This is a genomic window from Kitasatospora sp. NPDC058046 (assembly GCF_042885595.1).
Lineage (GTDB): Bacteria > Actinomycetota > Actinomycetes > Streptomycetales > Streptomycetaceae > Kitasatospora.
Genome location: NZ_JBHVRS010000040.1, coordinates 1 through 21,494 on the forward strand (window position 1 = coordinate 1; position 21,494 = coordinate 21,494).

The following is a 21,494-nucleotide window of genomic DNA, read 5'->3' on the forward strand; positions in this document are numbered from 1 at the left end:
GGCGGACACACATCGTGTGTCCGCCCCTGCGACGTACGTGGTAGCGGGGACAGGATTTGAACCTGCGACCTCTGGGTTATGAGCCCAGCGAGCTACGGAGCTGCTCCACCCCGCGTCGGTAGGCCCGACGGGGATCTGCGCGCGGCGGGCTCGCGGACGATCTGGAGCACGGCACGGTGGGCGCGCACCGCACGACGCCAGTCCTCGGGGGCTGCGGCAGACGGCACGTTCAGGGGGTGGGGCGTTCGGCGCTGGGGTGGCGGGTGACGGGATAGCCGATCTCGTACTTCTCGGCGGACATCCGGGTGTCGAGCGCCTCGACCAGCGTGCCGTCGGGGCTGGTGGTCCGGCGGATGATGCGCAGCAGCGGCGTTCCCTTGGTCAGTCGGAGGTCGGTGGCCTCGGTGGGGGTGGGCATGCGGGAGCCGATGCTCTCGTGCCAGGTGAGGGGGTCGTGGCCGAGGTCGCGTTCGAGGATGTCGTAGATGCCGCCGGGGCCGGTGTCCTTTTCGGCGAGCCGGGTGCCGCGGGCGATGTGCTCGGGGAGGTAGCTGGTCGCCAGCTGTTCGGGTTCGCGGGTGTCGGGGGTGCCCATGAGGCGGTCGCGGATCAGGACGGGGGCCGCAGGGGCGACGCCGAGGATGGCGGCGATGTCGCGGGGGGCGGGTCCCCAGCTGACGGTGGGTGTGCGCAGGGCGATCCAGGGTTGGGCTGCGGGGTCGAAGTAGTACCCGCGTTCATCGCGGAACACCTGGCGGGCGCGGGTGATGCGTCGGTGTTCGGGTACGGCGCGTACGACGGTGCCGCGCCGGCGGACGACTTCGACGAGGCCCTCTTCTTCCAGCAGGGTGATGGCCTCGCGGACGGTTTGCTTGGCGATGCCGTGCTGGGCGGCGAGGTCGAGGATCTTCGGCAGCGTCGTTCCGGGCGGGTACGTGCCGTCGGTGATGCCGGTGCGCAGGAGTGCGGCGAGGCGTTGCTTGGCGGTGGGGTCGGGGGTGTCCATGGGGCTGTCCTCGGTCGGTGGTGTCGCTGGCATAGTCCGCCCCCAAGATTAGTCCTAGCCCTATTGACTGGCGCCGCGCCGGGCCGGATATTAGGACTAGGACTAACGCTCTGTGATTTCGAGGATTCGTTTTGTGGTCTCCTCGGTGTCGGGCGCCCGTCCGCCGACCGAACCGACAAGGGGCCAAGCCCCGCCGGACACGCGGTCACCGCGCTGCCGCGAGGTCCACTCCAGGCTCGCCGCCGCACCGAATGACCGGCAAAACAAGACCAACTCCCTTGAAGAATCTCTGATATGACGATTCGTCGGCACCTGTGCACGCATCGTAGGATGCGGCGCTATGAGCCAGAAAAACCTCCTCGTCACCGGGGGCGCCGGCTTCATCGGCGCGAACTTCGTCCGCTACACAACCGCGCACCGCCCCGAGTACCGGATCCGAGTCCTAGACGCCCTCACCTACGCGGGCAACAAGGACAACCTGGCCGGCCTCGACGGCGTCGAGCTGGTCGTCGGCGACATCTGCGACCGCGACCTCGTCGACCGACTCATCGCCGAAACCGACGTGGTCGCGCACTTCGCCGCCGAGTCGCACGTCGACAACTCCCTGCACGACCCCGAGCCGTTCGTCCGCACCAACGTCCACGGCACTTTCAGCCTCCTGGAAGCCGTACGTCGGCACGGCAAACACCTGCACCACATCTCGACCGACGAGGTCTTCGGAGACCTGCCCGTCGACAGCACCGCCCTGTTCACCGAGGACAGCCCGCACAACCCGTCCAGCCCCTACTCCGCCACCAAGTCCGGCTCCGACATGCTGGTACGCGCCTGGGCCCGCTCCTACGGCGTGAAGGCCACCATCTCCAACTGCGCCAACAACTACGGCCCCTACCAGCACCCCGAGAAGTTCATCCCCCGGCAGATCACCAACCTCCTCACCGGAGAGCACGCCCGCCTGTACGGCGACGGAACCAACGTACGCGAGTGGACTCACGTGGACGACCACAACGCCGCCGTCCACGCGATCCTCGACCACGGCACCCCCGGCGAGACGTACCTGATCGGCTCCGGCGACGAGCGCAGCAACCAGCAGATCGTCCAGCTCATCCTCGAACTCCTCGGCCACCCCGCCGACGCCTACGACCACGTCGCCGACCGCCCCGGCCACGACCTGCGCTACGCCAACGACAGCTCCAAGCTCCGCGCCCTCGGCTGGGCCCCCATCTACGCCGACTTCCGCCAGGGCCTCACGGACACCATCACCTGGTACCAGGACAACCAACCCTGGTGGCAGGCCCAGAAGACCAGCACCGAATCCAAGTACGCCGAGATCGGGCGCTGACCCCCGCGACACGGGGTCGGCACCCGGGAAGGGAACCGACCCCGTGTCCACCAAGACCCTCATCGTGGGCGCCGGCATCACCGGCCTCCTCACCGCCCTGCGCTTGGCCCACGCCGGCCACCAGGTCACCGTCCTGGACGCCGAACGCATCGGATCCGGAGCCACCTGCGCCAACCACGGCATGCTCCACTCCGGAGCCATGTACGCCCGCCAGTCCCCACACGTCGTCGCCGAATGCCGCCGCGCCCACGAATTCGTCGCCCTCCTCGCCCCCGACGCCCAGGTCACCGCCGCCGACGCCGTCTACGTCCTCGACAACGCCGACGAACACGCTTTCCGCACCGCCCTCGACGCCCACCACCTGCCCCACCACACCGTCCAGGCCACCGACCTTCCCCACGTGCGCCCCGACGCCGTAGCCGGCCAGCACCTGATCGCCGTCGCCGAACGCTCCATCTCCTCCCGGCGCCTGCTCATCGCCGCCACCGCCCAGTGCCTGGCCGCGGGAGTGCGCTTCGTCCTCGGCACCGCCGCTCACGCCATCCACGCCCCGAACAACCGCACCACCGCCGTCATCACCGGCACCGGCGAAACCCTGCCCGCCGACCACATCGTCCTCGCCGCGGGCCTCGGAACCGCCCGACTCCTCGCCAGCCTCAACTCCATCCACGCTGCCGACCTGCGCTCACGCCTCGACATGATGATGCACCTGCCCGGCGACCTCCCCTGCGGCATCATCTTCACCAACCAGTCCGGCCCCGTCGCCATGCCCGCCCACGGCGCCGTTCTCGCCTCCCTCTACGGCGGCATCCAGCCCCCGGTCACCGGCTGCCGCCGCTACCCCGTCACCCTGGAACGCACCCAACTACTCCTGCACCAGCTCGGCCGCCTCCTTGAACCCGGCACCGTCGACCTGCCCTCCGCCACCGCCTACACGGTCGGCAAAACCGACTACGTCGCCACCGAAGACGCCCTCGCCGGCCGCTTCAACCCGGGCTGGCACATCATCGACCACGCCCGCAGCGAGGGCATCACCGGCCTGCACACCGTCTTCCCCGGAAAGATGACCCTCGCCGGACGTGCCAGCGCCGACTGCTCCGCCCAGATCCTCGGCCACCCCGTACCCCTGCTCATCCACCCCCGCCCCGCGGTCGACGTGCCCGCCGGCCTCGTCGCCGTCGAACCGTGGGCCCCGGCCCTGTCCGCCTGACCCCGGCAAGGAGCCCCCAGTGACCGTGATCCCCCCGTTCCGCACCGAGCTCACCACCACCCAGAAGGACACCTTCCTCACCGCCGCCATCCAGATCCTCAACAGCGGCCGCCTCACCCTCGGCCCCTACACCCAGCAACTGGAAGAGGCCTTCGCCGACCTCACCCGCACCGAGCACGCCGTCGCAGTCTCCTCCGGCACGAGCGCCATCGAGATCATCCTGCGCGCCCTCGACCTCAGCGGCACCGACGTCCTGGTCCCCGCGAACACCAACTACGCCACCGCCGAAGCCGTCATCCGCGCAGGCGCCCACCCGATCCTCTACGACGCCGGCCTCACCGCCACCCTCGACGCGATCAACGCCGCCCACACACCCCGCACCCGCGCCGTGATCCTCGTCCACATCGGCGGCCACATCACCCCCGACCTCGACAACATCACCCACCACGCCACCACCCACGACCTCCTGATCATCGAGGACGCCGCCCACGCCCACGGCTCCAGCACCGATGACCGCCCCGCCGGCTCCCTCGGCAACGCCGCCGCCTTCTCCACCTTCGCCACCAAGATCCTCAGCACCGGCGAAGGCGGCCTCATCACCAGCAACGACCTCCATCTCGCCCAACGCGCCCGCCAGTACCGCGACCAAGGCAAGAACCCCGACGGCCTCAACACCGTCTTCGGCAGCGCCTGGCGCCTGCCCGAACTCTCCGCCGCCCTCGGCCTCGCCCAGCTCACCACCCCCACCCCCATGCAGCACGGCCACAACCTCCTGCGCACCTACGCCCAACGCATCCGCCACCCCCAGGTGACCGTCCCCTTCCGATCCGGACACCGCTACAGCGGACACAAGGCGATCGTCCAACTCCCCAGCCCCATCCTGCGCAACCACCTCCACGACCACCTCACCACCAACGGCATCACCCCCGCACGCGGCGTCTACGAACACCCCCTTCACCACCAAAGCGCCCTCGGCTTCACCGGCACCTACCCGCTCGCCGACCACTTCGCCGCCACCCACCTGTGCCTGCCACTGTGGCCCGGCCTCACCCCCGACCAACAGGAGCACATCATCAACGCCGTCAACACCTGGAACCCCCCACACAACCAGGCCTGACAGGCCTCCGGGGAGGATTGGAACGGCCAGTAGCTGACAACAGAACACCGCCCGGCCACCACCCGCGTCATCGCGGCCGAGCTCAACATCCTCGGCCGCGATCGGCAGATGTACGAGTGGGAGACCGCCGCCCGCGTCGCGCTCAGCTGAACAGCGCCAACGGTGCGGCCCAGCCAGGCACCACGCGTGGAGCAATCGAGGCCAACCCCCGACCCAGGATGCCTGATCTGCGGATTTCGCCAGTTCAAGGCACAGATACCGGGCCCGTTAATATCGTGACGTTCCGATCAGACCCACCTGAAGGGCAGACCCGTCGTCGCACAGGCCCCGCACCCCGCCACCCTCGCCGACCTTCGCCGAGCCCACGCCGCTCTTCTCCAGCGCGCCGACTTCACCGCCGAGCGGGCCCGCCAGTACAACGCCGTGATGGGCGAGCTGGAGCAAGCCGTCCTTCACACCACCCACCCCACCGTGCCAGCCTCCGGCCCGCTCACCCTGCTCGTCCTGACGCCTTCCTCGCAGCAGCCGAGGACGGCCTCTACCGCACCGCTCCAAGCGATGAAGACGCCACGGCGGCCGCCACCAACCGGGTCCGCGTCGGCTGCCTCAACGCCCTCTCCACGGTGGCTGGCCGACCCTTCAACCTCCGGCACCGGACAGCAGCCCCGGCAGCCAAGCGCGGCACGACGAGCGCCGAAGCCCGAGGCCTGCGCCGCTACCTCGACAAGGCCAACCAGGAACCGCTCCTGGACGACGACCACGCCCGCATCCTCCTGGTGATCGGCCTGGTCCTGGACACCAACAGCCGCTCCGGCGAGCTCGCGGCGATGCTCACCACCGACTTCAGCTCCGAGCCCCCGGCCGCCAACCGCAGCAGGCCCTACCTCGCCGCCAGGCTGCGGCTCAACCCGGGAGCTGGTCCCCGGCGACGCGGAGGCCCTGCTGCGGATCTACAGCGCGCAGTCGGTCAGGTACCTGGGCCGGGCCCCCATGGACGCCGACGAAGCCCGCTACTGCCTGCGCGACATCATCGCGGCTGCGGCACAGTCGCCGCGCACGCTGTACGTGCTGGGCATCGACGTCGACGGTGACCTCCTCGGAATCGTCAAGCTCCACCACGACCGCCCCGTCGCCGCCGTCAGCTACATCCTGCGCACGGACGCCTGGGGCCATGGCTACGCCACCGAAGCGGTCCGCCGGATCCTCGCGCTGGCCTTCGGCCACCTCCACCTGCCGGAGGTCCGAGCCAAGCACCGCCCGAACAACCCCGCCTCCGGCCGCATCCTCCTCAAGGCAGGGTTCGCACCGACCAGCGAACGCAATGGCTTCCTCACCTACGCCATATGCGTCCCCACACAAACGGGCAGGCCCTGCGCACCGCCCGTCGAGCATGCTCTCCTCACCGCCGCGCTGGTCGGTCACCCAGTTCCCGGCCTCCGGCACCCCGGCTAGAACCCACGGACTCCCCGCCCGGCAGGTGGCACGAGACCCACCTGCCAGGGCAGGGGCACCACGCCCGGCACGCGGCCCACGGTCGCCGCACCGTGCCGGGGCGCGCCCCGGGGATTCTGAACCCCGGGTCGCGCGCGCCGGTCCCCCGATGTTCTGACAGACGGCCGGGGGACCGGCCCACCACGCCCGCCCCGGACGCTGCCATGGCCGACTCCGGCGCGGGGCGGGCATCCCACCTCCCCACCCACGAGGACACCGTGAGCAACAGTTCCGGCCCCGACAGCTTCCAGCCCCACGGCAAGCAGTGGTACACCGAGTACGAGTTCCGGGGCCAGGGGCCGTTGGGCCCCCTGCCCGGCCTCGGCGACGTCAGCGGCGACGCCGCCCACGACACCTTCGAGCGCGTGGCCTCCCATCTGATCGCCAGCGCCTCCCGCCACCGCCACCCCGGCGACCAGGCGGCCGTGGACTTCGGCCAGGCGCTGCTGACCCACGCCCGCCGCGTCGCCCAGGACATCGGCCACTGGGACTACGAGCCGGACCCCGGCACCGCCCCGGACCGGGAATGGGCCACCGTCCGCGTCACCCACCACCCGCAGGCCGACCTCGCCGTCACCATCGCCGACGGCTGAACGCAGGAACAAAGCGGGTGCCCGCGGCCGGGCCACGGTGCGGGCACCCGCCCCTCAACACCCCTTCCCTGCACGGCAAGGGGCTCCCGCCCCGATGCTCCCGCAGCGCCCACAACCCCCACCATCCCCCGCAGGGGTGACAGCCCCCGCCCGTTGCCCACCCGACAACGACGAGGACCCTCCGATGCCGATGAAGACCCCGCCCGCACTCCGCCCCGGCCCCGACATCCCCGAACCCGCCCCCCAACAGCGCGCGCAGACCGTCCACCGCTACCAGGCCAGTGAATCCCTCGACAAGCTCCGCCGTGAGCTCGGCGTCCCGGAGAGCCGGCCGCACACCCGGCTCGACGACCGGGGCATGCCCCTACACGACTACGCCGAAGCCAAGCGGGCCGACCAAGCCCTGCGCAGACGGACCCGGTGACCGCGCTCCTCATCTCGCGCGGCACGGCCCTGCTGGCCGAGGACTCCCCCGCCTGTGCCGAACACATCGTGCAACGGGTCGCCGAGGCGAACCCCGGCTTCTCCCGGGCCTACGTCCACCTGCCGATCCGCGAGTGGGCCGACGTCACCCCCCTGCCCCTACCGAGTTCCGGGGAGCCCTACCTGATCACCGCGGACATGGAAGAGACGGCCGTCGCGGCCAAGTCCATGCCCCGCATATACCCCTACATGGGCACGCTGCGCGGCGGACGCCTGTCCCCGACCGAACACCACCGCTACGAGACCCCCCGCGACCTCGTCCGCACCCGCATCACCCTGCGCCTGACCGGCCACACGGCCCACTCCGACGTCCGGGGCGTGTGACACGGCCACCCCACACTGGCACGCCGACGACCCGCAGCCCCCCGACCACGGCCACACGGCCGCCCTGCGCCACCGCCGAACCGCCCAGGTCGACCGGCCCCACGCCGACACCGACCACCGGGGCGAAAGGCTTCGGACCCCCGACCCGTACCAGGACCCCACCGCGCCAGTGATCAGGAACTTCGGACACAACGCCCGCAGACCCTCCACCCACCCCTGAGAACCACCATGCGGGCCGCCACCGAGACCGACCACCAGACCATGATCAGACACCTGGTCACCGCCACCCTGCCCGCCATCGCCCAACACCACCACACCCGCGTCGACATCGACACCTGGCCGCCATGTACCGCCGCGCCCCCGGCTGGCTCCACGAACAACTCGTCAAGGCCGGGCACATCGACACCAGGAAGGCGTGGGCGGCGGTGACGAGGGCGACGTGGTGGTGCCAGCCTCGCCAGGTGCGGCCCTCGAAGTGGTCCAGGCCTAGGCCGTTTCCCGGCGGGAATCTACCCAGGCTGTCAGCTCATCGCCGACGCCGGCCATGCGGCGGAAACACAAAGGCGAGGATCACGCCCACGGCGACTACGGCGATCGGCGCGAGGAGCCTCGGAAAGCTGGCCGCCAGATCGTGTGTCTTCACCATCGGCCCGGCCGTAAGGCCCCCTATGATGACGAGCATGTGTGGGAAGTATCGGATATACCTGCGCGCGCGCAGCACCAGCTCGAACATGGCGGCTTCCCTTTCAGTCTGAGGAGCCCACGGTAGCGCGAATCACGCCGCTGCGAGGAGGCTTATGCGATGACGAACCGCCAGAACGGTGGCATTGGTAGCGGGACTTGGGGCGATGGCGGTGAGCATCTCCAGGAGCGGCTGCGCGCTGGCGAGGGCCTGCGCGTCGGGGGTGTCCTTCCAGGAGGCGGCGGCTTGGCGGGCACTGGAGCGTGCGGACAGACTTGCAGGGCCTTCGGCCTGCGCCCAGGCCCGGGCTATGAAGGTCCACAGCTCCGCGGCGTAGCCGTAGTCTCCCGACATCCAGGCGAGGTCGGCGCGCACGCCGGCGGTGGTGAGCGTGGCGCGGTGGTACTCACCCTGAGAGGCTGACAGGTTGGCGAGCAGGCGATCTGCCTGCGCGATGGCGCGGGCGAAGTCGTGGACTCGACCTGCCTCGTACACCGCTTGCAAGGCCAGGCCGTGTTCGGAGGCGGGGCTGCCTTCGTCTACCGGGGTCGGGGTGGCGGCCGGTGGGGCGAGTGGCTCGCCCAGGGCCAGTGGGCGGGTGCTCCCGTCCGGGTTGATCTGCAGTCTGAGGCGCTGCTCGGTGCGGGTGTCGAGGATGGCGGCTGCAATCGGTGTTCCCGAGCCTGCAGCGTCGAGGGCGAGCAGTTCCAGGACGACGCGTGCTGGGTCAACGCCGGGAGGCACGTCTGTGGGCTCGCCGTCGATGAGTGCTGCGCCGTCCGGGCTGATGCGAACCTGGATGTCGGTCACGTCGTTCCTCCAGGGACTGGCAGGGTGCTGGTGCCTCCGGCGCTGGGGAAGGCCGGCGCAGCCCAGCCGCGGTAGCGCAAGTGCCAGGTGCCGTTGGTGAAGTCGGTGCGGGGGCGGATGCCGATGATGCCGTCGCCGGCGATGTCGTTGCTGGCGACCATGTCGTTGCCCAGGTACAGCGCGACGTGGCCGGCAGCGGAGCCCGAGTCGTAGAAGAGGAGTGCTCCTATGGGGGGCGCGTTGTCGCCCGGGTGGGCGTCGCCGGTGGCGACGAGACGCTGCCAGTGGACGTTGGCGGTCTCGGAGCCGGATGATCCCCAGCCGTAGGCTTGGGCCACGAAGTTGTCGCAGAGGCGGTAGAAGTCGGAACGTCCGCTCGTGGAGGCGGCTCGGGCTGCTGCGGCGGCCTGGGCGGCGGTACGGGGGTTGTGGGCCGTGAAGTTGCCTGTGGGGTCAGGGGTGGTGGGGGTCGTGGTGTCGCAGCCCTTGTACACGGAGGTGACGGCTGCGCTTCCCCAGGTGGTGCTGACGAGTCCTGCGGCGCTCTGCTCCCACTTGGCGTAGGCCGAGCGGTAGCGCTCGTCGGGGCGTTGGACGTCTGCGGCGACGTCTGTCAGGGGTCGTGTCTGCCAGTCGCGGGTCTTGACGAGTGTGTCGTAGAAGCCGTTGGAGGCGTAGACAGGGTCGGTGATCTGAGCTGCGGTGCTCCACCCCTGACTCGGCCTCTGCTGGAAGAGGCCGAGGCTGTCGCGGTCGCCGTGGGTGAGGTTCTCAAGGGTTGATTCCTGCGCGGCGGTGGCGACGGCGATAACGGCCGCCCGTGGGCTGAGGTTCCTGGTCCGTGCGACGTTGGTGATGGTCGCCGCGTTGCGTCTTTGCTGGTCGGACCATTGTGGGGTCTGCTGGGGGCCTTGCGGGCTCATCGGTACGACGATTGCCTGGCTTTTCTGGTCCAAGGCATCGCTCCAGCCTGTTGCGGCGGGGGCGCTCCCAGGGCCTTGCTGGCCGTTGCCGACCGGGTCGATGGCGCTGGTGCATGTCATGGTGTTGGCCGCCGCCTCGGCGTCGCTGGCAGCCGCCACGAGGATCAGTGACAGGCTGCCCGCCGTGATGAGCAGCAGTGCGAGGAGGCCCATTGCGATCTTCCTCACCGCTCCGTCCCTTCGGTTGAGGGCGCGTCCGGGGTGACAGCAGGTACATGCGAATCCCGTTGGCTGGGATTTCGTCCGGTAGTTTCCCGTCCTGCGGATTCCTGTGCCCTATGTGATGTGAATGCGCTGCCGTCACAGCCCCTCGGCGCGTGTAATAGGGGCGACAGCTGGCCTGCTGCTATTCAAAGGGCGGGAGGAAATGGCCGGGTCCTCGGGGTCGACTTCCGCCAATCCTTCCCGAACTCGGAGGTTAGCCGCTACGGCACGGATTCGCAATCCTCTTGCCATTTACCTGACAAGGGCAAGGGGTGCTTTATCTGCGCCCGATCTCTAGGGAAAGGTTGGGTCTGTGCTTCGCACAGTTCATACAGAGGTTTTGGCCGAATCCCCGCCCACGGGAACGGTCGATGGCCTGGTAAAGGGGCTGGCTCCGGACTGGGGTCCGTTCGCCCAGGTCGGAACGACGGCGCGAACGGTCATCCAGGCCATCATGGCCGCGGTGATCCTCGTCCTGCTGGGACGTGCGCTCATTGGCATCGTTCACCTGCGTGTCGGGAATTCGCAGCATGACACGGTCCAGGTCAAACAGGGACAGAAGGAACTGGCGGGCAGCCTGATCGCGGCATTCATCGTGGCCTCGATCGGAACGCTTTTCACCATTGTGTACGGGATGGGCATCTAATGCGTCGCAGGCGGCATTCCGAAAGCGGTACGCGAGTCATCGCTGCGGAGCGCCCCGAGCAGGCGCCCGCAAGGGTATGGCGGGGTCCGGTGATCACGCTGGGCGCTCTCGTGGTCGTCCTGATCGTCGGGATCGCGCTGCTTCCCGGCGGAAAGGGTGGCACGAACGCTGCCTCCGGGTCGGCGCCTGCCGCGGCGGGGGCCGGCGCGGGCGGGCAGAGCCTGTCGGGTTCCGGCACGGGCGGGCGGCCCGCCGGGCTGCGCCTAGTCGACGGCGTGCCGATCGGCTACACGAACTCCCGAGAGGGCGCCGTCGCCGCGGCCGTCAACTACGAACTGGCTCGCTCAAGCGTCGCCTACCTGACCGACGGCCAGGTCCGGGAACGGATCCTGAAGGCGATCATGACGTCCGAGGCCGCACCCTCCCAGCTCAAGGAGGACAACGACGCGGCAGCGAAACTGGCCTCCGCGTTCGGCCTGACGGTCGAGGGCTCAGGGCAGCTGATCGCGCGGGCCTCGCCGCTGGGCTCCCGGGTGGCCAGCTACTCGCCGCAGGTCGCCACGGTCAGCGTGTGGATGTGCGGGGTGGTGGGGGTCGCGAGTGCGAACGCACCACTTCCGGTCTCGGCCTCCTGGTCGACCTACACCCTGGTCCTGATCTGGCAGAACGGCGACTGGAAGGTGTCCTCGATCACCGCCGCCAACGGGCCGACTCCCTTGCAGACCACAGGCCAGAAGCCGACCCCGGTGGACGTGTTCTCCTCGACGAACAGGGACTTCGATGCTCCTCCCTATGTCGGCTGACCGATCCGGTGCCCGCCGCGCCGCTCTGTCACTCGCGACAGCATGGTTGGTCGTTCTCGCACTCGTATCAGCGCCTCCAGCGCGCGCCAACGATTTCACCGACCAGGCCTGCAAGCTGCCGTTCATGGACAATCTGTGCCGCGGCGTCGACACCGTCACCGACACGGTGGACTTCGCCAAGGATCCGCTGGGCTACGTCGCGCGCGTCCTGACGAAGTCCGTATCGAGCTCGCTGAATTCCATGACCCAGGACCTGAATCACTGATGGGTATCACACAGATCGACTGGGGCAACACCGGGTTCGTCCGGACCTACACCATGGCTTTCGGCGCTTCAGTCGTGCTGACCGTCGTACTGTGGCTCGTGGCGGTGGCGAAGCGGGCCATCCAGGGGCTCAACCCGCTGCAGGCCCTGGGGGAATCTGTCGGGTACCTCCTTCTGTCCGTCATAACCTCCGCCTTCGCCCCGCTGGGCATCGCCTACATAACCCAGATCTTCGACGGCATCGCGGAGGCGATGCTGGCGCCCGTGACACAGGACCTGCTGAAGGTCGGCCCGGTACTCGGAAGCGTGCTCCTAGTACTGTTGGTGATCCCCGGAGGCCCGCTCATCGTTCTGGCCGTCGGCTCCTTCCTTCTGCTGGCGATCCTTGGCGTCTGGCTCGAGATCATCGTCCGCAACGCCCTGATCTACACCGGCCTCGTCTTCGGCCCCACGGTCTTCGCCGGCCTGGTCGACAAAGACCTCTGGGGCCACACCAGGCGCTGGTTCGGGATCGTCGTCGGGATCATCGCCTCGAAGTACGTGACCTTCACAACCCTGGCCCTCGCCTCCGGGCTGCTCGCCGGAGAGAGCAGCGAGCGCACCAGCACCGGCGAAGCTTTCGGGACCTGCCTGACCGCGGTCGCACTGTTCTTCCTGGCCCTCTACCTCCCGGTCCAGGTCGCCAAGTTCATTCCGATCCTCGGCGACCAGCTCCAGGATGTCTTCAGCTCACGCAAGCAAATGGAGGGCGGTCTCTCCAACGTGACCCAGTCCGCCAAGTCCAGCTTCGGCGACATCAAGTCGAAGCTCAGCGGCGGCTCCGACAGAGACGACACGGAAGATGAGGACGGCGGCGGTAACGACGCTGCGGCCGCTGGCGGCGCAGCGGTCCCGGGCGTCGGGCTCGCGAAGGTCGCCCAGGAACGGGGCCAGCCGGAGGTCGAGGCCACCGCGACGCGCGGGGTGGACGGCGCCACTGCCGCCACGGAACAAGGCGACAAGCAGAGCAGCGGCACGAGTACCGCGAGCGGCACCGCCGGGGCACCTGGCCGGTCCCAGGGTATGGACGACCAGGCGCTGGATTCCGGGGAGCAAGCACAGTCGGGCCCGGACAATATGGCGAACAGCGCGGATTCGCAGCCAGGCGCGACTGAAGGTACGACGGCCTCTGGTGGGGGCCCAGTCAGTGGGTCGTCGGTGTCCGTGGATGACTCACCGGCATCGGGTGGGTCTGCGTCCGGGCCTGGCGGCTACCGCGGAGTGGCGACTCCCGCGAGGCCGGCCGAGGCCGACCCGTCCGGCACGGAGGCGTGGTCGACCGCCGCTGCGCCCGCCGAGTCCTTCTCCGACGGCAGTCCCGTGGAAGAGCCCCCTGACGAAGGCGAATGACACAAGCCCTGGGACAGCCACAGCACCCCACGTGCCAGCCCTTAGGAGCCACGATGCCCCGCACCTTCCTTTTCCCCCGCCCGCGGCCGCGTGGCCTGCTGGGCCGCCGCCTTGAGATGGACGAACAGTGGGTACTCGCCGCGGGCGTGATGGGCGGATTGCTGCTGCTGTGGGTGGCGCCCGGCATTCCGTTCAAACTGCTCGGATGCGCCGCGACTGTGGGGTTCTGCGGGTGGGCCGTGCTGGCACCCTGGCAGGGCCGGACCTTCCTGAAGTGGTGGGAAATCCGTCGTACGCACCGGCGGCTGCTGCGCGATGGGCGCCTGCTGTACCGGTCGATCGCTCCGACGGTGGGCCGGCGCGGGGACGGAAGGCCGGAGAAAGTAGCGCCGCCGCCGGGCATCCCGGACATGGAGTGGATCAGCGCGCGGACCGCGTACGGGGATCTGGCGATCCTCCTTCAGACCGACGAGGCGATGTTCACTGCCGCGATCGAGGTAGAGGGGCAGAAGAACTTCGGCGGCCTGGACGCGGAGGACAAGGAGTTGCTGGTCGGCGCCTGGGAGTTCCTGCTGAAGTCGACCGCCGACTCCGGCGGGCGGGTGCGCCGGCTGCAATGGGTGAGCCGGGTAGTGCCGACCGATCCGAACGCCCATGCTCGTGATGCCGAGGCCCGGCGTGACCCTGGCGCCCCACAGTGGTTGCACGACTCCTATGATCAACTGCTGCGCACGGTGGCGATCTCCGCCGAGGACCGACGGCTGCTGCTCGTGATGGGCATCCCCTACGACGCTGAGCTGGTCGCAGAGGCCCGCCGGTATCGCACCCTGCACGAGGGGTTCGGGATCGTGCTCGGCAAGGAGCTCGAGGAGTTCATCCGGCGTTTGGGTCTAGCGCAACTGCGCTGGGTGCGGAACCTGGACGAGCCAGCTCTAGCGAGCTGGCTGCACCACAGCTACGACCCGAGCCACTGGATCAACGACACCCGGGGCATGGACCGGGCGACGGCCTGGCCGGCGGAGGTCGACGCGCGGGATCCGGCGGCGATGCTGTCCCGTAGCTGGGAGGGGGCCGAGCCCTGGCACAGCGTGACCGCCTGGTGGAAGCAGCTACCGGTGCTGCCGGTTGGCGTGAACTTCCTGGCGCCGCTGCTGCTGTACGTCCAGGATGTCATCTTCACCGTCTCCGTGACGATGGACCTGGTCACCAGCGACGAGGCGCTGCGCGAGGCGATGGCGGACGTCACCAACGAGATCGGCCAGGCGGACAGCAAGGCCGGCAAGGTCAACGACCCGCGCGAGGCCAAGGACCGGCGCGCAGCCACCGCCACGATGTACGACATCGCCAACGGTGCCGCCGGTGTCCGGCTCGCTGCCTGGGTGACCGTCACCGCGCCCAACGCGGAGAAACTGCGTCAGCACCGGGACCTACTGCGCGCTCAGGCCACCCGCGCCAATCTCAGCCTGGAGTGGTGCGACCACGAACACTTCCGTGCCCACGCGAATACGCTGCCGCTGGCCGGCGGCCTGCTGAAGGGCTGAGCCGCGATGTTGGAGATGCTGCGGCCCCAGCGGCAGACCTGCCGCCGGGCCCTGAGAACGACCACAGCTCAGGCCTGCGGGCTGTATCCGGCAGTGGGCGCGCCGACCGGAGACCCGCGAGGAGTGATCGTGGGCCGGGAGATGTACTCCGGGAAGGCTTTCATCTACGACCCGTTCGTGCTGTACGACCCCTCGGCGCGTGAGCGACTGCCCAGCGGCCACATCCTCATCCTCGGCAAGAGCGGCTACGGCAAGAGCGCCCTGGAGAAGTGCTACGTGCTACGGCAGCTGCGCTTCCAGGACCGGGCGTTCGCCGTCCTGGATGCGCAGGGCGAGGACGGGGTCGGCGAGTGGGACTCGATCGCCCGGGCACTGGGTATCAAGCCGATTCGCCTCATCTACGGCGGCTCCGGCGAGGATGGGGCGGTACGGATCAATCCGCTCGATCCCCGGATCCCGTCGGAACACCAATTCAAGATCCTCTGCTCGATGATCGAGATCATCGAAGGGGATATGACCGCGGAGACCCGCTTCGCACTCTCAGTCGCCCATCAGGTCGCCGTCACCACGGCGGCGGCCGCGGACCGGGTGCCGATCCTCTCAGATGTTTTGAATGCGCTCACCGCGCCGGAGCCGGCCGACCTCGGGAAGAAGACCGTCACCGCCGCGGAACTCGGACGGTGGGGGCGCCCGGCGTCGCTGGCCATGGACGAGTTGTGTTCCCCGTCCCGTGACCTGGCCGGCCTGTTCGACGGGCCGACGACGGACGGCATTGACCTCGACGCGCGCCTGATCGTGTTCGACCTGAGCAGGCTTCCGCGCGAGGGCATGGCGATGCCACTGCTGATGTCGGTGATCGGACCGTGGCTGCGGTTCGGCTGGATCCGTCCGGGCGACCGTGTCAAGCGCACGCTGATCGTCGAGGAGGCCTGGCACATCCTCAGCCACCGCCCGGTGGCCCGGCTCTTCGAGGAGTTCCTCCGCTACGGCCGCCGCCTGGGCCTGTCGTTCACGGCAGTCGTTCACCACCTGAGCGACATGGACGTCGACGAGTCACCCGAAGCGATGGCGATCCTCAAGCTGACGGCCACTCGGGTGCTCTACCACCTCGACAAGTCGGACGCCGACGCGACAGCCGACTACCTGCAACTTCCCGCGTGGGCCCGGGAAGCCATCGCCGACGGCGCCAACGTGTGCGCCCCCGGGAGAGCCGTCTGGCAGGTTGGTGGCCGAATATCTCTGGTGCAGCACATCCGGTCGTCAGCCGAGATTCGGCTGACGAATACCAACAGTCGGATGAGCGAGGGGGTTGCCAGCCGTGCCACCGGCTCGGAGGCGCCGCTCATCGCCCTGCACAAGGGGAACGCCTCGTGGGCCTGAACAAGGTGGCTTCGCCGATCTCCGCCGCCCGGCTCCGCCTGGGCCGGGACGCCTGGTGGATCAGCCTCATCCTGGCACTCGTCGTCCTGTCCGCCCTCATCTGGCTCGCGGGGGTTCTATCCAGCCTCCCGGCCCACCACCGGTCGGCTGGCATAACCTGGACCCAGGCTGGTGCGGCCTCCGCCGACGTGTTCATCCACTTCACGGACCCGGCTGCCGCCTTCCCTCGCGGGTCGGGCGTAGGCGGGCCGATCCCATTCTGGGGTCTGTTCGCCAGTGAGTGCGCTGGGGCCTTCTACCTCACCAAGGCATTGTGGCTGCGCTGGCAACGCCGCCTGTCCGATGGCGCCGACGGCCTGGCCACCCGAAAGCAGCTTGAGAACGCCATGGGCGAGGCCAAGGCCCTCGCTCGCCTGCCGTCGCTGCGTCCGAGCCTGGCCAAGGCCCCGGCCGGCTCGGTCGACGTGCGGGAGGTCGCGGTGTTCTGCGGCACCGCCGACCCGGCACGGCTGCCATTGTGGCTGACGATCGAGGAGAGCCTGCTGATCGTCGCCCCGCCACGTGAGGGCAAGACCCAGCAGTTGATCCTGCCCGCGATCCTGGACTTCGCAGGCACGGTACTCGCGACGTCCAGCAAAACCGACGTCCTGTTCGCCACGGCAAAGCTGCGTGAGCGCCACGGCAAGGTGATGGCCCTGGATGCCACGGGGTTATCCGGCTGGCCCTACCAGCTCCAGTGGCCGCTGATCGATGGCTGCGAAGACTTCCAGACCGCCCGGCGCCGCGCGGAGACCCTCACCTCCTCCACGAAGTCAGAGGAGGGGACCAAGAACGGCGGCTACTTCACCCTGAACGCGAAGATGCTCATCACCTGCTGGCTGCATGCCGCAGCCCTCGAGGGTCGCAACGCCCTGGACATCTTGAAGTGGGCGACCTCCCCGGCCGAGCGGGAGGCAGTCGACATCCTCGCCCGGCACGGCAAGGTCGAGCTCTCCCGAGCCCTGGCAGCGCAGCACTCGGCCGCACCGGAGGAGCGCAGCGCGTCGTGGCGCACCGCGGAGCAGAGCTTCATCGCGTTGTACGACGAGCGGGTCGCGGGGATCTTCGCCCCGCAGGAGAGCAACTTCGACATCGAAGCGTGGCTGCGCGGCGGCGGGACACTGTTCCTGATCGGCGACGAAGAGGAAGGCAGCGCTCTAGCACCGATCCTGGCGACGTTCGTTCAGGCGATTCTCGACACAGCAAAGAAGGTCGCTGCCCGGATGCCCAACGGGCGACTGGACCCGCCGCTGGGGTGCTTCCTGGACGAACTCGCTAACGTGGCCCCGCTCCCCCAGATCCCGAGCTTCATGTCCGTCAGCGGCTCTCAGAACATCTTCGTCGCCGCCGTTCTCCAGAACTTGGCGCAGGCGGAGGAGCGCTGGGGCCAGACCGGGGTGCGGAAGCTGTTCGGTGCCGCCACCGCAAAGATCATCCTCGGTGGTGTCTCCGACGAGCAGGAACTCAAAGCCTACTCGGCCCTTGTCGGCGAGTTCGACGAGGACACCGAATCCGTCTCGGACGACGGGGACCGGGTCTCGTCTTCGCTCTCAGTGCGACGACGGGCCGCGCTCGAGCCCAGCGACATCCGCATGCTGGAGGAGCGGATGGGACTGCTGGTCCACCGGCGTACTCCGGCAACGCGGGTGCGGTTCGTTCGCGCCTACGAGGGTCCGCGGGGCACCGAGATCGCGGCAGCCACCAGGGAGGCGCTCGCGATGGTCAACCCGGAGGTAGCCCCTGATGCCTGACGCCTTTGACCCGCTGTTCGAGGAACTCGCGTCAATGAACGCGGAGCTGGCGTCGATCGCGGTCCGTCTGAACACCCTTGAGGGACGGCAGCCCTCTGGCGGTGCCGGGGCCGATGAGGGCGGCGCCAGCGATAGACCAACCGACCGTGCCGCCGGTGCGCCGGTGCTGTGGCGGTCACTGAGCAAGGAACAGGCGGCGGCGTTGTGGCCGGAGTTCGTCGCGTGGGTGGTCTGGCTTGCGGATGCCTACGAGTTGACGACCGAACAACTTCCTCGGCAGTGCTGGTGGCGACACGCATCGGTCGTCGAGGAACTCACTGCCCTGTGGTCGTCGCACTCCTCCGCATACGTCTCGGAGGAGGACGTCGGGGCCTCCCCCTACCTGTGGCAGGATGCTCTGGCCCGCGCAATCGAGCGGATCAACCGGAACTGGCTCGGCGGATGTGTCAACGGCTTCCACGAGCCGAAGTCCCGCGTCCCCTTCGGTACCGATCCCGCCTACTGCGAAGAAGTACGGGCAGCCGGGCCGCCGAGTGAGGATGAACCAACTGAAATGGTAGAGCCTCCGTCGGTTAGCGAGTGACCGCGTAGCCCTGAATGATCGAGCTCCGGCAGATGCACGGCCGACCAGTCCTGGAGGAATGGTTTGGCCTCCAGTTCAGGATGGATGCCACTGAGGGGGCGAGGTCGCCCGCGTCGGGGTGGACGTAGTAGCGAGAACCCCGCTGGTGGATCGCGCGGACGTCTTCGGACATAGGGGGCCTCTCTGCCGGGGTGTACGGGGGACGACGATCACGCGCTACGGGCGACACGCCGTACCGGAAGCGGGCCGGGACTGCGGGACGGTGCCATCCTCGAAGCGCGCACACGTAGCTCTGCGGATGAGTGAGCTGTGGGCAAAGAGCGGGCCGCGACCAGCCGGGAGCGGCCCGCTTTGCGCTGCCCGACTGCCGGTGATGATCCCGATCGCGGTGAGGACACGCCGCACACATGTACAGCCGGACCGGCCGGGGCATGCCATGCTGATACCGCTTCCACTCCGCTGAACGGTGGAAGAGCTGCGGGCCGCCTTCTGGAAGATAAGGCGGCCCGCACGCCGCCTGCGTCACGCCAGCGGAGACAGAGTGTCCGAGAAGTCGGCACCTCGGAGGCGGCGCGGGCATTGGCTGCCGTCTACAGCGAACAAAAGGGCTTCCTCACCGTCCACTACGAGCTGCCGCTGCGGTGGAACTGCTACTGGTGCGACGAAATCAACATCACTCCCGACAGCCGAGCGGCGTGCGTCTGCGGTGCCACGTCTGAGTTTGTTGGCGCTCGGCAAGCGGCGCCGACGCATTCCGAGGCCTCGGCCCACCAATTGCCGCAGCAGTGTGCGGTGCTTGAGTTCGGCCGTGATCACACGCAGTTGTGTGGCCGCGGCATCCACCTCCTCCTGCTGTCGCTGCAGCTCAGCCGGTCCGCTGGTCCCCTCCGACTGAGCGCCCGTCCGGAGCAGGTCCGCCTGGCACTTGATCAGGGCGGCCACCAACCGGGCTCGCTTCTCGCTGAGCTCCCGAGTACTCAGCTGGCGCACCGTGACTCCTCCCCGGCGTAAACGCCGGGGCTTCTCGCTAAGCCGGGTTGGCCTCGCGACGGACCAGCCCGGCCCGTAGAACATTGGTGGCTCCCACCATGTCAGCGTGCGCCGTGTGGCCGCACGACTGACAGCTGAACTTCTCCTGGGTGGGCCGGTTCTCCTTCGCGGTGTGCCCGCATTCGGGGCACTGGCGGGAGGTGTTGCGGGCGTCCACGGCGATCACTTCCCTACCGGCGCTTTCAGCCTTGCTGGTGAGGATCGTGAGGAACACCCCCCAACCGGCATCGTTGATCGACTTGTTCAGCCCGGCCTTGGCCGCCGCGCCGTTGGGCAGGAAGCCGTCCGGCCGGTCGGGGTCGGGCTTGGGTGCGGGGGCCTTGACCATGTTGCGGATCTTGAGGTCTTCGTGCGCGATGAAGTCGTGCTCCCGGACCAGGGTGAGGGCGGTCTTGTGGGCGTGGTCGAGGCGCTGGCGGCGCACCTTGCCGTGCAGGGTGGCAACCTTCTCGACCGCCCGCCGGTGGTTGCCGGTGCGCTTGTCGCGGCGCATGCGCGGGAACCGCGAGAGGGCCTGCTGTGCGGCTTCGAGCTTCGCGGCGGCGGTGCGGCCGTGACGCGGGTTGGGGATGAACTCGCCGTTTGAGTCGGCGAGGAAGTTGGCTATGCCCAGGTCGATGCCGACGACGCTGCCGGTCGCGGGCAGCGGCTCCGGCCGGTCCTGCTCGGCGGTCAGTACGACGAACCACTTACGGCCCTCGCGCTTGACGGACACGGTCTTGACCTTGCCGGCCACCGGGCGGTGCTGGTTGACCTTGACGTGTCCGACGCCCTGGAAACGGACGCGGGTGACCGGGTCGTGCGGGGTGGCATCCCAGCGGCATCCGTCGCCGTCCTTGGGGAAGTCCACCGTGTCGAACCAGTTCACGCCCCGGAAGCGCGGGTAGCCGGGTGTCTCACCGGACTTGACCCGGCGGAAGAACGCCGCGAACGCCTTGTCGAGACGGCGAAGCGTCGCCTGCTGCGAGGAGAACGACCACCGGCCCTGACGCTCCGGATCGAACGCCCGGATCTCCTTGAGCTGCGCCGACTGCATCCCGTACTTGATCGACGTCTTCGAGACGTGTCGGTAGGCGTCACGCCGCTCCTGCAAGGCCCCGTTGTAGAGCGAGCAGTGATCGCGCAGCATCTCGCCGAGCGCGATCGTCTGGCCCACGGTGGGCCGCATGAGGAACTTGTACGCACGGATCATCCGGCCCACCCCCTTCAAGGTCAACACGGCCATACTACACTTGGCCCATGTCACCACGCTGGGAACCAGACCCCGATATACGTAGGGGAAACCACGTCGTCCACAATCTGCACGCGCATTTGGTGTTTGTCACCAAGTATCGGCGCGGAATCCTCGATGACGCCATGCTGACCCGCTGCGAAACCATCATGCGGGATGTGTGCGACAGCTTCGGCTCGGAGCTACGCGAGTTCAATGGCGAAGGCGATCACGTCCACCTGCTGGTGCACTACCCGCCGAAGGTCGCCCTGTCGAAGCTGGTCAACAGCCTCAAGGGCGTCAGTTCGAGGTACCTGCGCGCCGAGTACACCGGCCGGATCAACCGGATCGGCATGGGGTCCGTGTTCTGGGCACCCTCGTACTTCGCGGGATCCTGCGGCGGCGCACCGCTCAGCATCGTCAAGGACTACATCGAGAGCCAGAAGCGGCCCAACTGACCGTCACCCCCGGAGCCGCAGCGAACTCCGCCGCTTCGCGGCTCCGGGCCAAGGATCGCATTCCCGCCTGGCCTAAATGCCGGGATTCCCCGCGAAGATCAGGGGATGGACCGCCCCTCCAGTTCTCCGACAATCCTG

At 68.7% G+C, this 21,494-nt stretch carries 23 protein-coding genes, 1 tRNA gene and 1 pseudogene; 16 read left to right on the forward strand and 9 right to left on the reverse strand.

All coding sequences use genetic code 11. The features are described 5' to 3' along the window. Nucleotides 1–38: 38 nt before the first annotated feature. Together ACFVU7_RS42710 and ACFVU7_RS42715 are read right to left on the reverse strand one after the other, a co-directional pair. Nucleotides 39–115, reverse strand: a tRNA-Met gene (locus tag ACFVU7_RS42710). A 114-nt stretch (nt 116–229) separates the two neighbouring features. Further along, entirely contained in the window at nt 230–1,006 is a 777-nt protein-coding gene (locus ACFVU7_RS42715) for a GntR family transcriptional regulator (RefSeq protein WP_388051794.1), read from the reverse strand. A gap of 340 nt (nt 1,007–1,346) precedes the next feature. On the opposite strand from ACFVU7_RS42715, the gene rfbB reads away from it, so the two are divergent. From rfbB to ACFVU7_RS42730, 3 genes are read left to right on the forward strand one after another with little or no spacing between them, the layout of a single operon-like run. Next, nucleotides 1,347–2,345: a dTDP-glucose 4,6-dehydratase gene (gene rfbB / locus ACFVU7_RS42720; protein ID WP_388051797.1), complete on the forward strand. Its 999-nt coding sequence runs from the start codon at nt 1,347–1,349 to the stop codon at nt 2,343–2,345. 43 nt (nt 2,346–2,388) lie between these two features. Continuing rightward, on the forward strand, nt 2,389–3,555 hold the full coding sequence (locus tag ACFVU7_RS42725; RefSeq protein WP_388051799.1) for an NAD(P)/FAD-dependent oxidoreductase: 1,167 nt from the start codon (nt 2,389–2,391) through the stop codon (nt 3,553–3,555). A gap of 19 nt (nt 3,556–3,574) precedes the next feature. After that, entirely contained in the window at nt 3,575–4,672 is a 1,098-nt protein-coding gene (locus tag ACFVU7_RS42730; RefSeq protein ID WP_388051802.1) for a DegT/DnrJ/EryC1/StrS family aminotransferase, read from the forward strand. 267 nt (nt 4,673–4,939) lie between these two features. Here the strand turns inward: ACFVU7_RS42730 and ACFVU7_RS42735 are convergent, their stop codons facing one another. Both ACFVU7_RS42735 and ACFVU7_RS42740 read right to left on the reverse strand, forming a co-directional pair. Further along, on the reverse strand, nt 4,940–5,128 hold the full coding sequence (locus tag ACFVU7_RS42735; RefSeq protein WP_388051805.1) for a hypothetical protein: 189 nt from the start codon (nt 5,126–5,128) through the stop codon (nt 4,940–4,942). Then, nucleotides 5,125–5,433, reverse strand: a complete 309-nt coding sequence (locus ACFVU7_RS42740) for a hypothetical protein (RefSeq protein ID WP_388051808.1) — start codon at nt 5,431–5,433, stop codon at nt 5,125–5,127. Before ACFVU7_RS42740 ends, ACFVU7_RS42735 begins: the two co-directional genes overlap by 4 nt. A gap of 154 nt (nt 5,434–5,587) precedes the next feature. Here ACFVU7_RS42740 and ACFVU7_RS42745 point away from each other — a divergent pair, with 154 nt between their 5' ends. From ACFVU7_RS42745 to ACFVU7_RS42760, 4 genes are all read left to right on the forward strand, one after another. Continuing rightward, nucleotides 5,588–6,124, forward strand: a complete 537-nt coding sequence (locus ACFVU7_RS42745; protein ID WP_388051876.1) for a GNAT family N-acetyltransferase — start codon at nt 5,588–5,590, stop codon at nt 6,122–6,124. 257 nt (nt 6,125–6,381) lie between these two features. Next, complete coding sequence (locus ACFVU7_RS42750; RefSeq protein WP_388051811.1) at nt 6,382–6,756, forward strand: hypothetical protein; 375 nt, start codon at nt 6,382–6,384, stop codon at nt 6,754–6,756. Between the two features lie 184 nt (nt 6,757–6,940). After that, nucleotides 6,941–7,180 (forward strand): hypothetical protein, encoded by a 240-nt coding sequence (locus ACFVU7_RS42755; RefSeq protein ID WP_388051813.1) that lies wholly within the window; start codon nt 6,941–6,943, stop codon nt 7,178–7,180. After that, nucleotides 7,177–7,563 (forward strand): hypothetical protein, encoded by a 387-nt coding sequence (locus ACFVU7_RS42760; RefSeq protein ID WP_388051816.1) that lies wholly within the window; start codon nt 7,177–7,179, stop codon nt 7,561–7,563. Before ACFVU7_RS42755 ends, ACFVU7_RS42760 begins: the two co-directional genes overlap by 4 nt. A gap of 277 nt (nt 7,564–7,840) precedes the next feature. Here the strand turns inward: ACFVU7_RS42760 and ACFVU7_RS42765 are convergent. The 4 genes and pseudogenes from ACFVU7_RS42765 to ACFVU7_RS42780 all read right to left on the reverse strand — a co-directional run. Beyond that, a pseudogene (locus tag ACFVU7_RS42765) lies at nt 7,841–8,059 on the reverse strand (hypothetical protein); the annotation flags it as partial. Between the two features lie 30 nt (nt 8,060–8,089). Continuing rightward, nucleotides 8,090–8,296 (reverse strand): hypothetical protein, encoded by a 207-nt coding sequence (locus ACFVU7_RS42770; RefSeq protein WP_388051818.1) that lies wholly within the window; start codon nt 8,294–8,296, stop codon nt 8,090–8,092. Between the two features lie 42 nt (nt 8,297–8,338). Then, nucleotides 8,339–9,055, reverse strand: a complete 717-nt coding sequence (locus ACFVU7_RS42775; protein WP_388051821.1) for a hypothetical protein — start codon at nt 9,053–9,055, stop codon at nt 8,339–8,341. Next, nucleotides 9,052–10,206 (reverse strand): hypothetical protein, encoded by a 1,155-nt coding sequence (locus ACFVU7_RS42780; RefSeq protein WP_388051824.1) that lies wholly within the window; start codon nt 10,204–10,206, stop codon nt 9,052–9,054. Before ACFVU7_RS42780 ends, ACFVU7_RS42775 begins: the two co-directional genes overlap by 4 nt. A gap of 376 nt (nt 10,207–10,582) precedes the next feature. Between ACFVU7_RS42780 and ACFVU7_RS42785 the strand changes: the two genes are divergently transcribed. From ACFVU7_RS42785 to ACFVU7_RS42820, 8 genes are all read left to right on the forward strand, one after another. Beyond that, complete coding sequence (locus ACFVU7_RS42785; RefSeq protein WP_388051826.1) at nt 10,583–10,888, forward strand: hypothetical protein; 306 nt, start codon at nt 10,583–10,585, stop codon at nt 10,886–10,888. An 89-nt stretch (nt 10,889–10,977) separates the two neighbouring features. Then, a complete protein-coding gene (locus ACFVU7_RS42790) occupies nt 10,978–11,691 on the forward strand; it encodes a hypothetical protein (protein ID WP_388051829.1) in 714 nt (237 codons plus the stop codon). After that, the gene (locus ACFVU7_RS42795; protein ID WP_388051832.1) at nt 11,681–11,956 is read left to right on the forward strand and encodes a hypothetical protein; all 276 of its coding nucleotides are present in this window, start codon (nt 11,681–11,683) and stop codon (nt 11,954–11,956) included. The genes ACFVU7_RS42790 and ACFVU7_RS42795 overlap by 11 nt, the downstream gene beginning before the upstream one ends. Beyond that, entirely contained in the window at nt 11,956–13,344 is a 1,389-nt protein-coding gene (locus ACFVU7_RS42800) for a hypothetical protein (RefSeq protein WP_388051835.1), read from the forward strand. Before ACFVU7_RS42795 ends, ACFVU7_RS42800 begins: the two co-directional genes overlap by 1 nt. Before the next feature lie 53 nt (nt 13,345–13,397). Continuing rightward, on the forward strand, nt 13,398–14,885 hold the full coding sequence (locus tag ACFVU7_RS42805) for an SCO6880 family protein (RefSeq protein ID WP_388051838.1): 1,488 nt from the start codon (nt 13,398–13,400) through the stop codon (nt 14,883–14,885). A 129-nt stretch (nt 14,886–15,014) separates the two neighbouring features. After that, the gene (locus ACFVU7_RS42810; protein WP_388051841.1) at nt 15,015–16,265 is read left to right on the forward strand and encodes an ATP/GTP-binding protein; all 1,251 of its coding nucleotides are present in this window, start codon (nt 15,015–15,017) and stop codon (nt 16,263–16,265) included. Next, complete coding sequence (locus ACFVU7_RS42815; protein WP_388051844.1) at nt 16,256–18,055, forward strand: type IV secretory system conjugative DNA transfer family protein; 1,800 nt, start codon at nt 16,256–16,258, stop codon at nt 18,053–18,055. The genes ACFVU7_RS42810 and ACFVU7_RS42815 overlap by 10 nt, the downstream gene beginning before the upstream one ends. Further along, on the forward strand, nt 18,048–18,638 hold the full coding sequence (locus tag ACFVU7_RS42820) for a hypothetical protein (protein ID WP_388051846.1): 591 nt from the start codon (nt 18,048–18,050) through the stop codon (nt 18,636–18,638). The genes ACFVU7_RS42815 and ACFVU7_RS42820 overlap by 8 nt, the downstream gene beginning before the upstream one ends. A 1,027-nt stretch (nt 18,639–19,665) precedes the next feature. On the opposite strand, the gene ACFVU7_RS42825 is transcribed toward ACFVU7_RS42820, so the two are convergent. After that, complete coding sequence (locus ACFVU7_RS42825) at nt 19,666–20,880, reverse strand: RNA-guided endonuclease InsQ/TnpB family protein (RefSeq protein ID WP_388051879.1); 1,215 nt, start codon at nt 20,878–20,880, stop codon at nt 19,666–19,668. A gap of 47 nt (nt 20,881–20,927) precedes the next feature. Between ACFVU7_RS42825 and tnpA the strand changes: the two genes are divergently transcribed. Then, nucleotides 20,928–21,356 carry an IS200/IS605 family transposase gene (gene tnpA, locus ACFVU7_RS42830; protein WP_388051849.1) on the forward strand — a complete coding sequence of 143 codons (429 nt, stop codon included), beginning with the start codon at nt 20,928–20,930 and terminating at the stop codon, nt 21,354–21,356. The last annotated feature ends 138 nt before the right edge of the window (nt 21,357–21,494 follow it).

What these genes read in the sequence shown, in the direction of transcription:
- ACFVU7_RS42825 (WP_388051879.1), bottom strand. Translation starts at nt 20,880, where the DNA reads ATGATCCGTGCGTACAAGTTCCTCATGCGGCCCACCGTGGGCCAGACG.
- ACFVU7_RS42795 (WP_388051832.1), top strand. Translation starts at nt 11,681, where the DNA reads ATGTCGGCTGACCGATCCGGTGCCCGCCGCGCCGCTCTGTCACTCGCG.
- ACFVU7_RS42805 (WP_388051838.1), top strand. Translation starts at nt 13,398, where the DNA reads ATGCCCCGCACCTTCCTTTTCCCCCGCCCGCGGCCGCGTGGCCTGCTG.
- ACFVU7_RS42770 (WP_388051818.1), bottom strand. Translation starts at nt 8,296, where the DNA reads ATGTTCGAGCTGGTGCTGCGCGCGCGCAGGTATATCCGATACTTCCCA.
- ACFVU7_RS42715 (WP_388051794.1), bottom strand. Translation starts at nt 1,006, where the DNA reads ATGGACACCCCCGACCCCACCGCCAAGCAACGCCTCGCCGCACTCCTG.
- ACFVU7_RS42820 (WP_388051846.1), top strand. Translation starts at nt 18,048, where the DNA reads ATGCCTGACGCCTTTGACCCGCTGTTCGAGGAACTCGCGTCAATGAAC.
- rfbB (WP_388051797.1), top strand. Translation starts at nt 1,347, where the DNA reads ATGAGCCAGAAAAACCTCCTCGTCACCGGGGGCGCCGGCTTCATCGGC.
- ACFVU7_RS42755 (WP_388051813.1), top strand. Translation starts at nt 6,941, where the DNA reads ATGCCGATGAAGACCCCGCCCGCACTCCGCCCCGGCCCCGACATCCCC.
- tnpA (WP_388051849.1), top strand. Translation starts at nt 20,928, where the DNA reads ATGTCACCACGCTGGGAACCAGACCCCGATATACGTAGGGGAAACCAC.
- ACFVU7_RS42800 (WP_388051835.1), top strand. Translation starts at nt 11,956, where the DNA reads ATGGGTATCACACAGATCGACTGGGGCAACACCGGGTTCGTCCGGACC.